This is a genomic window from uncultured Muriicola sp. (genome assembly GCF_947258935.1).
Lineage (GTDB): Bacteria > Bacteroidota > Bacteroidia > Flavobacteriales > Flavobacteriaceae > Muriicola.
The window spans coordinates 19357-32510 of the sequence record NZ_CAMYKH010000077.1 but is presented as its reverse complement, the minus strand read 5'-3'; the positions used below and the strand labels follow the sequence as shown (position 1 = coordinate 32510).

At 40.2% G+C, this 13154-nt stretch carries 11 protein-coding genes and 1 pseudogene; 10 read left to right on the top strand and 2 right to left on the bottom strand.

Annotated features, from left to right (window positions below; translation table 11 throughout):
• The 8 genes and pseudogenes from Q0X72_RS11690 to Q0X72_RS11655 form a co-directional block, all read left to right on the top strand.
• Positions 1 to 1042 (top strand): efflux RND transporter permease subunit (locus Q0X72_RS11690; protein ID WP_297765555.1); only part of this gene is annotated, 1042 nt, incomplete at its 5' end.
• Positions 1039 to 2259, top strand: a complete 1221-nt coding sequence (locus Q0X72_RS11685; RefSeq protein ID WP_297765552.1) for a TolC family protein — start codon at positions 1039 to 1041, stop codon at positions 2257 to 2259. The genes Q0X72_RS11690 and Q0X72_RS11685, both read left to right, overlap by 4 nt.
• A gap of 31 nt (positions 2260 to 2290) precedes the next feature.
• Positions 2291 to 4589: pseudogene (locus tag Q0X72_RS11680) on the top strand (HAD-IC family P-type ATPase).
• A 5-nt stretch (positions 4590 to 4594) separates the two neighbouring features.
• Positions 4595 to 5302: a PepSY domain-containing protein gene (locus tag Q0X72_RS11675; protein WP_297765549.1), complete on the top strand. Its 708-nt coding sequence runs from the start codon at positions 4595 to 4597 to the stop codon at positions 5300 to 5302.
• A 4-nt stretch (positions 5303 to 5306) separates the two neighbouring features.
• A complete protein-coding gene (locus Q0X72_RS11670) occupies positions 5307 to 7043 on the top strand; it encodes an efflux RND transporter periplasmic adaptor subunit (RefSeq protein ID WP_297765547.1) in 1737 nt (578 codons plus the stop codon).
• Between the two features lie 81 nt (positions 7044 to 7124).
• Entirely contained in the window at positions 7125 to 7889 is a 765-nt protein-coding gene (locus Q0X72_RS11665; RefSeq protein ID WP_297765545.1) for an exodeoxyribonuclease III, read from the top strand.
• 167 nt (positions 7890 to 8056) lie between these two features.
• On the top strand, positions 8057 to 8476 hold the full coding sequence (locus Q0X72_RS11660; protein WP_297765543.1) for a TonB-dependent receptor plug domain-containing protein: 420 nt from the start codon (positions 8057 to 8059) through the stop codon (positions 8474 to 8476).
• A 166-nt stretch (positions 8477 to 8642) separates the two neighbouring features.
• Positions 8643 to 9113: an Hsp20/alpha crystallin family protein gene (locus Q0X72_RS11655; protein ID WP_297765540.1), complete on the top strand. Its 471-nt coding sequence runs from the start codon at positions 8643 to 8645 to the stop codon at positions 9111 to 9113.
• 131 nt (positions 9114 to 9244) lie between these two features.
• Here Q0X72_RS11655 and Q0X72_RS11650 read toward each other — a convergent pair whose 3' ends face one another.
• Both Q0X72_RS11650 and Q0X72_RS11645 read right to left on the bottom strand, forming a co-directional pair.
• Positions 9245 to 9994 (bottom strand): slipin family protein, encoded by a 750-nt coding sequence (locus Q0X72_RS11650; protein WP_297765537.1) that lies wholly within the window; start codon positions 9992 to 9994, stop codon positions 9245 to 9247.
• A 105-nt stretch (positions 9995 to 10099) separates the two neighbouring features.
• Positions 10100 to 10945, bottom strand: a complete 846-nt coding sequence (locus tag Q0X72_RS11645) for a universal stress protein (RefSeq protein WP_297765534.1) — start codon at positions 10943 to 10945, stop codon at positions 10100 to 10102.
• A gap of 218 nt (positions 10946 to 11163) precedes the next feature.
• Between Q0X72_RS11645 and Q0X72_RS11640 the strand changes: the two genes are divergently transcribed.
• Positions 11164 to 11967 (top strand): sulfite exporter TauE/SafE family protein, encoded by an 804-nt coding sequence (locus Q0X72_RS11640; protein ID WP_297765532.1) that lies wholly within the window; start codon positions 11164 to 11166, stop codon positions 11965 to 11967.
• A 329-nt stretch (positions 11968 to 12296) separates the two neighbouring features.
• Positions 12297 to 12641: a rhodanese-like domain-containing protein gene (locus Q0X72_RS11635; RefSeq protein WP_297765530.1), complete on the top strand. Its 345-nt coding sequence runs from the start codon at positions 12297 to 12299 to the stop codon at positions 12639 to 12641.
• Positions 12642 to 13154: the final 513 nt, after the last annotated feature.

Below are 13154 nucleotides of genomic sequence, written 5' to 3'. Positions count from 1 at the left end.
TTTGCTTATTGATATAGATAGAGATAAACTGGCGCGCTATGGCCTTCTTATCGAAGATGTACAGCAGGTTCTGGAAGTTGCCGTGGGCGGTATGATGTTATCACAAACGGTTGAAGGGAGGGAACGGTATGGAATTCGGGTTCGGTATCCCAGAGAATTACGGGAAAATCCGGCCGATATTGAGAATATATACATCCCGATTGCCGGCGGAAAACAAATACGCCTCGGTGAGTTGGTTACTATCCGCTACGAAAAAGGACCTCAAATGATTAAAAGTGAGGATACTTTTTTGGTAGGCTATGTTCTTTTTGATAAACTCGATGGCTATGCCGAAGTGAGTGTTGTTGAAAATGCGCAGGCGTTGATACAGAAGAAAATAGATGAAGGGACTTTGATAATCCCCAAGGGCATTAATTATCGATTTACAGGCACTTATGAAAATCAGCTCCGGGCAGAGAAAACACTAAAAGTGGTAGTTCCGCTGGCGTTGTTTATAATTTTTCTGATCCTGTATTTCCAATTTAGATCTGTGGCTACTTCATTCATGGTGTTTTCCGGAATTGCGGTCGCTTTTGCAGGCGGGTTCTTGCTGATCTGGTTATATGGTCAGGACTGGTTTATGAATTTTGAATTCTTTGGAGAAAACATGAGATCCCTTTTTCAGATGCATACTATTAACCTCAGCGTAGCAGTTTGGGTGGTCTTTATTGACTTATTCGGGATTGCGACAGACGATGGGGTAGTAATGGCCACCTATTTAACACAGACTTTTAGGAAAAATAAACCAGCCACCTTGATGGATATAAGGGCCTCGGTGGTGGAGGCGGGAGAAAAACGTATTCGACCCTGTTTAATGACCACTGCTACTACCTTGTTGGCTCTTTTACCGGTGCTGACATCCACGGGAAGGGGAAGTGATATCATGATCCCCATGGCTATCCCAAGTTTTGGTGGAATGCTCATTGCCCTTATCACCCTGTTGGTGGTTCCGGTACTATTCAGTTGGAGGGCAGAATTTCAATTAAATAAGTCAATACAATGAAAAGAATCTTTCAAATATTAATCGGTGTTGTATTTATTCAGGTGGGGTACACCCAACAGCTGGAATCATTGATTGAACAAGGTTTATTGAACAATCCTGAAATCCAGGCAGGGGAAATCCGCTATAGCATTGCCGTAGAAAAGGTCAAAGAAGTGAACACCCTTCCAAATACCGAGTTTAGTGCCGGATATTTTGCAAGTGAAACAGAGACCAGGACAGGTGCACAAAAGGCCCGGTTTGGGATAAGACAAATGCTTCCCTGGTTTGGTACCATCACGGCTCGTGAGAATTATACAGGTTCCATGGCGGAGGCAGATTATGTTGCCCTGGTAATAGCCAAGAGAAAATTGATTCTCGGAATTTCTCAAGCGTATTATGGATTGTATGCCATAAAGGCGAGGTCGAGGGTTTTAGAGGAGAATATTGAATTACTCCGTACGTATGAGCAATTGGCGTTAAAAAGTGTAGAAGGGGGTAAAACCTCGGCGGTAGATGTATTACAATTACAAATTAGGCAAAACGAATTATTGGAACAACAAAGAATATTACGGCAACAGTATGTAGCCGAAGAAAGCGGATTGAATAATATGCTTAACCGGGATGAAGATATTCCCGTCAGTGTCATGGAGAGTTTTGTACTGCCAGCAGAGGATGATTTTATTATCAGCGATAGTGTGGCAGTGCACCCTGAACTGTTGAAATATGATAGATTGTATGAATCCGTTCTTAAAGACGATCTGTTGGTAAAAAAGGAGGGGTCGCCCATGTTGGGTATTGGTGTAGATTATGTGCCGGTGGCCGAGCGCACTGATGTTTCATTTATGGATAATGGAAAAGATATGGTAATGCCCATGGTATCCGTTTCTGTTCCGATTTTTAGCAATAAGTATTCCTCTCTGGGCAGGCAAAATGCCCTGCGCAAAAAGGAACTGAATGCCATGAGGCAGGAACGCTTTAATACGCTTAAAACACAATTAGCAGAGGCGTTGAGCCAACGAAATTCGGCCAGGATACGATATGTAGCACAATCTGAGAATTTGAAAAAAGCACAAAATGCGGAAGAAATATTGATCAAGAACTACGAAACCGGTACTATCGATTTTAATGATGTGCTCGACATACAGGAATTGCAATTAAAGTTTCAAATGAATATTATTGAGGCTATCAACAGCTATTACAACCAAATGGCGATCATTAATTATCTTTCAAACCAATAAAGAATTAATGAACAATTTAAGGAAGTAAAAAATGAATCACACCTATCATATACATGGGATGACCTGCAATGGCTGCCGCAACCACGTATTGGAAACACTCTCAAAGGTAGAGGGAGTTGCAAAGGTGATGGTGGATCTGGAAAAAGCAGAGGCTTCTATTGAAATGGAGCAGCATATACCCTTGGAGCAATTTAAGAAGGCCCTTGAGAATGACGGAGGGCGTTATAGTATCCATAAACCCGGATCACCTCCTGAAGCTAAAAAAGAAGCATCTAAACATATTGGGAAAGGAACAGGCACCTTTTATTGCCCTATGCATTGTGAAGGTGAAAAGACCTATGATAGGCCCGGAGATTGTCCTGTATGCGGAATGGCTTTGGTAGAAGAAGTAAATCTGTCGCATGCAGCCACAACACAGTATACCTGTCCCATGCATCCGGAAGTCATGCGTGACGAACCGGGTAGCTGCCCAATTTGCGGTATGGACCTGGTTCCTGTGCAAGCAGACATTTCAGCGGAAGAGAAGACCTATAAGAAATTAGTAAAGAAATTCTGGATAGCTGTCGCCTTCACTTTGCCTATTTTTTTAATTGCAATGAGTGAGATGATTCCCAACAATCCGTTATACGATTTGATGGGACAAAAATGGTGGAACTCCATTCAGTTTGCACTTTCTATCCCTGTAGTGTTTTATGCCACCTGGATGTTCTTTGAAAGGGCCTATAAAAGTATAAAAAGCTGGAACCTCAATATGTTCACCCTTATTGGAATTGGTGCAGGCGTAGCCTGGGTATTCAGTGTTTTTGGGATGTTGTTTCCCGACTTTTTTCCGGAACAATTTAAAACCGAATCTGGCGCTGTGCACGTTTATTTTGAAGCAGCCACTGTGATTTTAACGTTGGTATTGATGGGCCAGGTTTTGGAAGCAAGAGCGCACAGTAAAACCAATTCTGCCATAAAAGAATTGTTGAAACTTGCTCCCAATAAAGCCGTACGTGTGGTTGCTGGAAAAGAAGAGGAAGTTTCCATTGACCAGATCCAAAAAGGTGATGTGTTGCGAGTTAAACCCGGGGATAAAATTCCGGTAGACGGAGTTATTACAGAAGGAAAAACTACCATTGATGAATCAATGATTTCGGGAGAACCAATTCCGGTCAACAAGTATGAAGGAGATAATGTGAGTAGCGGAACTATCAATGGCAACCAATCATTTCTTATGATAGCTGAAAAAGTAGGTAGCGATACCTTGCTTTCTCAGATCATTCAAATGGTAAATAACGCAAGCAGGAGTCGTGCCCCTATTCAAAAATTAGCAGATACCGTTTCAGGTTATTTTGTACCCGTGGTAGTACTTATTGCAATAATAACGTTTATTGTTTGGGCAATTTGGGGCCCGGAACCAGTGTATGTCTATGCACTTGTCAATGCTATTGCTGTATTGATCATTGCTTGTCCTTGCGCACTTGGTTTGGCAACTCCTATGTCTGTTATGGTGGGCGTAGGGAAGGGCGCTCAAAACGGTGTTTTGATAAAGAATGCCGAAGCTTTAGAGAAAATGGACAAGGTTGATACCTTGATAATTGATAAGACGGGAACCATTACTGAAAGTAAATGGTAATAAGGTGCATCTGGGTAATGCCAAAATGATGGATCATGCCAATGCAATTATTTCATCTGATGTGGAAAAAGAGGTTCATTCCTTTCAAAAGCAAGGAAAGACTGTTTCATATCTGGCAATAGATGGCGAGGTAGCCGGTTATGTGGTTATAGGTGATAAAATAAAAAGCACGAGTGCTAAAGCTATAAAAGAATTTCAGGATAAGGGTATCACGGTTATAATGCTCACCGGAGACAACCACAACACAGCGCAAGCGGTAGCTGGCGAACTTAACCTGGCCAATTTTAAAGCTGGGATGTTACCTGAAAATAAACTGGAGGAAGTCAAAAAACTACAAGAGCAAGGCAAAGTAGTCGCAATGGCAGGCGATGGTATCAATGATGCCCCTGCACTTGCCAAAAGTGATGTCGGGATCGCTATGGGAACAGGAACAGATGTGGCTATTGAAAGTGCAATGATTACCCTTGTAAAAGGAGATCTGCACGGGATTGTAAAAGCAAGAAATTTAAGTGATAAGGTAATGCGCAATATAAAGCAAAATCTTTTTTTTGCTTTGATATACAATACATTAGGTGTACCCATAGCAGCAGGGGTATTATTTCCGTTTTTCGGAATTCTTTTATCACCAATGATTGCTGCATTAGCAATGAGTTTTAGTTCAGTTTCTGTCATTGCCAACGCCTTACGATTAAGAACAACCCACATAGACTGATAAATATGGTAAAACGTAAAACAGCAGCAAAGATTCGAAAAGCGCACAGGTATCTTGGGCTCTTCCTGGGGATTCAGTTTCTAATGTGGACCATAAGTGGTATCTATTTTAGCTGGACCGACATTGATGAGATCCATGGGGATCATTTTCGAAATGAAAACCCAGCCCCCTTATCTTTCAATAAGCTGGTGAGTCCAACTTCAATTTTGAACCCAAAAGAAGTTGCATCCCTTGAATTAAGAGAAATTGGAGCCAAACCCTATTACTGGATCAATGACAGTTATTTGATAGACGCCCAAACAGGGACTGAAAAAAAGGAGATCACGGAGGAGGAAGCCTTGCAAATTGCACAAAATCATATGCTTTCTTCTTTAAATGTCAAGGACATAGAACGAATTGAGGAGGTAGGAAATCATCATGAATACCGTGAAAAACCATTGCCTGCTTATGTGATTTCGTATGATAGTCCAAAGAATATCAAGGCCTATGTTTCCATAAAAGACGGGTCTTTTCAAACGGTGCGTTTCAGGGACTGGCGCTGGTTCGATTTCTTGTGGATGATGCACACGATGGATTACCAGGGAAGGGATGATTTTAACACACTGTTACTAAGAGGATTTTCGCTTATGGGACTCATTACCATTTTAAGCGGATTTACACTATTTTATGTAAGTTCTCCTACCATCAGAAAGCAATTAAAGAAAAAAAAATAGTTCGATGAAAAAGACAATCATATATATTGGTGTTGCAGTTTTAACAGGCCTTATTGCCGGGTATTTTATATTTCATAATGCTGCCGATAAGCCAGCATCAGACTCTCATGATCACACAACAGAAATGGAAGTAAGTGACGTATGGACGTGTTCCATGCATCCCCAGATAAGACAGTCTGCCCCAGGTAACTGCCCTATTTGCGGTATGGATCTTATATTGGCAGATGTAGATTCTAACGAGCTTTCTGCTACTCAGTTTACCTTGTCCAAAAATGCCATGGCCTTGGCAGATATCAGAACCACTATTGTCGGTTCCGGCAGTTCGGGTGACAACAGCTTAAAACTTTCGGGAACCATAAAGGAAAACGAAAAGGCCGTTGGGAGTCAGGCGTCATACTTTGACGGGCGCATAGAGAAGCTTTACGTTAATTTTGAGGGAGAGGAAGTTAGAAGCGGACAGCAATTGGCAACCATTTATTCGCCTGAACTGGTTTCGGCCCAGCAAGAATTAATTACGGCCGCAGGCTTAAAGGAAAATCAACCAGCATTATATAGGGCAGTGCGTAATAAGCTTCAATTGTGGAAACTATCTGAAAAGGAAATAGCCCAGATTGAAAAGTCGGGGCAGGTCCGTGAAAATTTCCCTGTTTATGCCAATGTATCTGGTACAGTTTCAGAAATTATGGTAGAAGCAGGAGATTATGTAAAGCAGGGTTCGCCTTTGTTCAAAATAGCTAACCTGAATACCGTTTGGGCCGTTTTTGATGCGTATGAAAACCAGATCTCACTTTTAAAAGAAGGTCAAAAAATAACTATTACAACTAAAGCCTATCCGGATACCCAGTTCGATGCTAAAATATCTTTTATAGATCCCGTATTGAATTCGGCGACAAGGACCATCAAGGTGAGAGCTGTATTACAAAATTCCCAAGGTCAATTAAAGCCTGGCATGTTTGTGGCCGGTTCTATGCGTATTACGGCCAATAAAAAAGAAAATACTATCGTAGTCCCGGAAAGTGCTGTTCTTTGGACAGGAGAACGCTCTGTTGTCTATATAAAGACCAACCCGGACGATTCCTCCTTTGAAATGCGTGAGATCACTTTAGGAAATGCCGTTCAGGATGGATATGTGTTACTGGAAGGATTACAAGCTGGAGATGAGATTGTTACTAATGGCACATTTACTGTAGATGCCGCCGCTCAATTAAAAGGCAAAAAGTCGATGATGAATGAAGGTGGGCAAGTAAGGACGGGTCATGAAGGACACGGAGGAATGGGAGCCACCATAGAAAAAGAGGAAAAGGAAGTGTCACCAGAATTTCAAAAATCCTTTGCGTCGGTCCTGGAAGCATATATGGAACTTAAGGACGCCTTGGTGCTTTCAGACTCGGAAAAGGTGGAGCAGGCATCTGAAAAAGCTCTATCCAAGCTAAAAAGGGTAAATAAGTCTGCTTTAAAGGGAGGGGTAATAGATCAAATAAGCAGATTGGAAAAATATTTTATGGCCATATCTATGACCAAATCCCTTAAAGAACAGCGTTCAAATTTTGTGCTCCTTTCCGATCAATTTGTTGCTATTATGCCCAGCGTGAAAAATCCTGATAAACCAGTGTATGTCTTACATTGTCCTATGGCCAATAATAATATGGGGTCGGACTGGTTAAGTTGGGAAAAAGAGATACGAAATCCATTCTATGGAGAAGCCATGTTAACTTGTGGAGAGGTCAGGATGACGTTATAACCTCACCCATAATATTTGATATTAATACTATTTGCCGTTTTAATAATTTAAGCAAGGTACATTAGACTAAATCAACGCTCTATGAAACTTATTACCTGGAATGTAAATGGCATTAGAGCCATCGTTAAGAAAGATTTTTTTGAGACACTAAATGAGCTAAAAGCAGATATTGTTTGTCTTCAGGAAACCAAGGCCCAGGAAGAGGAAGTAGCAAAGGCTCTAGAACCTTTGAATGCATATAAGGTAATAAGCAATGCTGCCGATAAAAAAGGATATTCCGGAACTACTATTCTCACCAAAACTACTCCGGGAGATACTACCTATGATATGGGCATAGAGGAACATGATTCGGAAGGGCGTGTCCTTTGTGCAGAGTATCCTGAATTTTATCTGATCAATGTGTATGTCCCTAATTCGGGGTCACAATTAGATAGACTGGATTACCGAAAGGGATGGGATGCCGACTTCCTTAAATTCATCAAGAAAAAAGAAGAAACAAAACCCGTGATTGTCTGTGGCGATTTAAATGTGGCTCATAAGCCCATCGATTTAAAAAATGATAAATCGAACTACAATAAGACTGCCGGGTATACTCAGGTAGAGATAGACGGAATGGATGCGTTTTTAAAGGCCGGACTAGTAGATATATACCGGCAACTGCACCCGGATACCGTGGCATATTCGTATTGGAGTTACAGATTTAAAGCAAGGGAACGCAATACAGGCTGGCGATTAGATTACTTTCTGCTGAGTAGTTCTTTGGCAGATAAGGTGAAAAAAGTGGAGATCCTTAATGAATATTACGGCTCTGACCATTGCCCTGTAATGCTGGAGATAACATTTTAGTTTGAACCAATTCCTCCTCCTCCTTTCTTTTACCATTTGGAAAAAAATTGCCTACTTTAAGGGTCATAATTCCAATGATGCTGAGGCAGACTCTTACTTGTCGCCAATTTTCAGAGCGCCCCGGAATTTATGGAAGGATAAATATCTTACTCACTAAAAACAAAACTATGTTCTTAAGGCAAGGAATTCTAAAAGTGATCATTTTGATTTTTATAGCGATTTGCTTGGCAAGTGGTTGTACTTCTTCCAAAGTGAGGACAGTTTCGGGTGAAGAACCCCAGAATAATATGAGGTCTATTAATGCAATCAAAGGGGAAGTGAGCATATTGAACATGCTTCAGCGTGTTCCCGGGATATCGGTAAGGGGCAATATGGTGCGGGTATTTGGACCTAATTCATTTTCAAATACCTCAGAACCATTGTTCTTGATCAACGGTGTAGCATACAGCGGAGGATTATCGGGAATTTTGGGTAGTATTAATCCAGAAGATGTAAAATCTATTGAGGTCTATAAAACACCGACTGAACTGGGTTTATATGGGGCACGTGGAGCCAATGGAGCGATCAATATTATTTTACGGAATTGAGAGTTAACATATCATAGTTTTTTACCGTCTAAAAAGTTGATAAATAATTTGGTTTTATGATAAATATCATAGTTAATCTATAGGGTAATAAATACCTTGTGTCGCAGATCTGAATACCCTTTATCTTGAACTATTGAACGGATTGTTTAACCTAAAAAATAAAAACATGTCACTAACAAAATTTAAAAATCGGAAAAGACCTCTATCCAATCTGATGACATCTGATTTCTTCGACATGGAAGATTTCTTTGACAATCATTTGTGGAATCGAGGCTTGGTAAATGATGATTTCTGGAATGGTAGATCTGCAGAACCTGCATTAAACATTAAGGAAACAGATCGTCATTTTGAAATTGAACTGGCTGCCCCTGGCTTTGCTAAAAAAGATTTTGAAGTATCTATTGAAAATAGGTATCTCATCATCAAAGCTGAGAAAGAGGATACTGATGAAGTAAAAGAAGAGGAGTATACCCGCAAAGAATTTGCTTATAATTCCTTTATGAGAACCTTATTGTTACCAGAAAACGTTTTGGAAGATGAAATTAAAGCCAAATACAATGACGGTATCTTAAGATTCAAACTAACCAAAAAGGAAGAAGTAAAAAAAATGAAGCCAAGAAAAGTGGAAATTGCATGATATAATCCTCTTTTAAAATTGCCCTCCTGTTAACATGAATGCCTTTATTAAAAGAGCCCAACAGGAGGGCTCTTTTTTTATAGAAAACAACATTTGCTGATTATTGGTCAATATCAGATCATACTACTTCACTATTCTGGAATATCTTTCCTACGCCTTCGTGGTAATACTTCCTCCGGGAAAGGGAATAGAATAGTAGAATTTTTTTCGGCGGCAATATTGGATAGGGTTTGATACAATCGGAGTTTAATTGCAGAGGGCGATTGATCTATTTTTTTTCCTGCCTTAAGAAGCATATCGGCGGCCTGGTCCTCGGCCTGTGCTAAAATAATACGTGCCCTTCGTGAGCGTTCTGCCTCTGCCTGGTTGGCCATCATACGCCTCATATTCTCAGGTAATTGTATGTCTTTTATCTTTACATCAATGATCTCAATTCCCCAGCGCTTGGTCTCTCCTTCCACAATGGTCTTGATGTTTTTGCCCATTTCCTCTCTTTTGGAGAGGATGGTATCTAGTTCTACTTTTCCACAAACATCTCTCAGAGCCGCTTGTGATAACTGGGTAATAGCAAAAGAGAATTCCTCCACTTCTAAAACAGCCTTTTCAGGATCTGTGATCTGAAAAAAGACCACCCCATCTATGCTACAGGGTACGTTGTCTTCAGTCATCACTTCCTGGGAAATGATCTTTATTGTGATTACCCTGATATCTACCTTTTGGATGGTTTCAACAAAGGGAATGATCCAACGTAAACCGGGTTGTAAGGTATTGATATATTTTCCGAAACGGAACTTAAGGGCGCGTTTGTATTCAAAGATGACCCGTATACCTGCCAGTAAAAAAAGAACTAGTATCAGTAAAAAAAACATGAGAGGATTCATGGTGTATGATTTTTAAGTTAGAATTAGATTTTGTGCGTATTCTATAGGCAAGATTGCACTTGCCTAACTTTCATTAAGATACAAAAAATAAACCCGGTAATACCCTTACAAATTCCTTTTATGGAAGCTTAGTAAAGGTATTTTTATCACAGATTTCATTTGCTTTACAATATCCTTGTGCCAGATACTTTTCATAATTCCATGGCCTTCCCTTTCGAGCATAGCCAGGAGCATCGGTTCTTCTTCCTCAATATAGGTTTGCAAAGAAGTATTGATGTCTTCTGCAAACCTGAGTTCAAATTCGATATTGGGATAGGATACTTTGCTTCTCAGCATTTCCTGAAACCATGCCATTTGATCTTCCCCTGCATATTCACTTTTAGTGGAAATATGAACAAGCTTTATCATAGCTTTAAATGGCTCTGCAAGCGCCACTAGTCTTCGTATTGCTAAAATATCGGCCTCTTCATATGCTGTAGCATATACGATCTTTGTAAGTTGTTTTACCTGCTTCATTTTTGGGACCATAATTAATGGCACATAGGAGTTATTGATCAGAGTAGAAGCGGTACTTCCTATGAACAGGTCTTTTAGTAATGTACTTCCTTTGGTGCCAATAATAACAAGATCGGCATTGATCTTTTCTGCGTTTTCGAGAATACCTATTGATGAGATGCCATGCTCGCTGACTACCAAGGATATACCCAACGCTTCAGGATCCTTCCCCAGATGCTTTGTACAGAATTGTGTGAGTTTGTAAGTAGCTTCCTTGAGGGCCGCTTCTTCCAGTCGACTATACGAAATGCTCACGGTACTCATAAAGGTGGGTTTCATATCAAATACATGCAGCATGTAAAGTTTGGCATTGAACGGATGTCGCAGCATTTCTGCAAATTTCAAGGCAGCTATGGAATTGTCTGAAAAGTCTGTGGCATACAATAGCGTTTTCATGGAAGATCCCTTTAGAATTCACTTTATGAAGCTATTTAAAAATTTTTGTCTATAAAATGATACTTATCATGTTCCTGAGATTTTCCTTTTAGAAAGTAATTTTTGTTCAACTATTAATTACAACCCTACATTTAATGTACCTCTTTTGTAACTGTGTAACCTAGGTCACGCCCACCCATGTCCCGGCAGTCTACTTTTGTTTGGATTAAATTATTAAGGTGGATTTCACACAGATATTAGGTTATTTAGGAGCCCTGATCATTGGGATCGTGCTGGGCCTCATAGGTGGGGGAGGGTCTGTCCTCACCGTCCCAATTTTGGTATATCTGCTTTCAATAAACCCTGTGGTCGCCACGGCCTATTCCCTTTTTGTAGTAGGAGTGTCATCTTTGTTGGGTGCTCTTCAGAATATCAGAAAAGGTCTTGTCGACTTTAAGACAGCCATTGTTTTTGCTATTCCTGCTTTTGTGGCTGTGTATCTCACCAGGAGGTTTCTAATACCTGCTATTCCCGACTATTTATTTAAAGTAGGAAACTTCACGGTAACCCGAGATATTGGGATCATGATCTTTTTTGCCATTCTAATGATGCTGGCGTCGTATTCAATGATCAGAGGCAAGGGAAAAAATCGCGATGAGGGAAATGCCGAAACAAAGTTTAACTACCCCATGATCGTTTTAGAGGGCGTGGTTGTTGGAGTCATAACTGGTATCGTGGGGGCAGGCGGCGGATTTTTGATCATTCCAGCACTGGTAATCCTTGCCAAACTGCCTATGAAAAAGGCTGTGGCAACTTCCTTGCTCATCATAGCCATTAAGTCGCTAATAGGTTTTATAGGCGATGTTGAAACAATGGAAATAGACTGGCTCTTTCTTCTGAGTTTTACTGCGTTTTCACTGTTAGGGATTCTGATTGGCGTATGGCTCAATAAATATATTGAGGGAGGGAAGCTTAAAAAATCATTCGGATGGTTGGTACTCATTATGGGGCTCTATATACTTATTAAAGAAATCTTCCTCTAAGAGTCAAAGAACAACTAATGAATGTCATTACAGTGTTTAGAATACAACTAATTGTAACCTAGGTTACGTGCCAATAAATGAAGTCTTTATACTTTTAATATTATATAAAGAATAGCTTAAAAAATAATTGATAAAAGAAAAAATAAAACTGGTATATACAGGATGTCTACGATGGCTTCAGTTTCCTTGCTAATCGGATAATAAATGTCCGATTTCCCTGAGGTGTTATTACAGATATAGTTTTTTTTGGTTGGATTGATGTAGGGAGCAATTACTAAGAAGGTCATTGCTCCCTTTTTTTAAAAAGTAAATGCTAAAATTATAAGATAATGTCATTATTTAATACACTATTTAGATCCAGGTCTGCCACTAGTGATAATGTGGAAGTACTAGAGGTGGAAGATTTTAAGAAGGCCGTACACATGAATAAGGTACAATTGGTTGATGTACGGACTTATAGGGAATTTAAGGGTGGCCATATCGCCAGAGCCCTTAACATAGATTATTTTAAGCGCGAGGCTTTTTTTCAGGAATTTGAAAAAATGGATAAGACCAAACCTGTTTATCTGTATTGCCGTTCCGGTAATAGAAGCAACAATGCAGCTCATCAGTTAGCCGCCAGAGGATTTGAAAAAGTATATGATCTTAAAGGAGGTATCTTACGTTGGAAATGAAGTAAGTGTCGTACAATACAAAATTTATGGCAAGATCGATTTAACCAGAAATAACAAAAATTATAATTATGCGCTATCTTGTATTTCTGCTGGGCATCGTCCTAAGTATTTCATGTAAGGATGCTCAAAAAGGGTATCAAACTGTAGAGGAAACACCCTCTGAAATGGCTGTCAACGCAACTTCAGACCCGGGTAAGAAGATCGTAGAGAACGAATGCTATATATGCCATAACCCTAAAGCTTCGAAAGCAACTATGATAGCCCCACCCATGGTTGCAGTAAAAAGGCATTATATTGATGATAAAACCGGGAAGGAAGACTTTACCAAGGCCATGATCACCTGGCTTAGTGATCCCCAACCAGAAAAGTCGAGAATGAGAGGAGCCCTGAGGAGGTTTGGCGTTATGCCGTATCAACCCTATTCTGAGGAGGCTATAAGAGCCATAGCAGACTATCTGTATGATACAGATTTACCGCAACCAGATTGGTTTGAGGAGCATTTTCAAAAAGGTC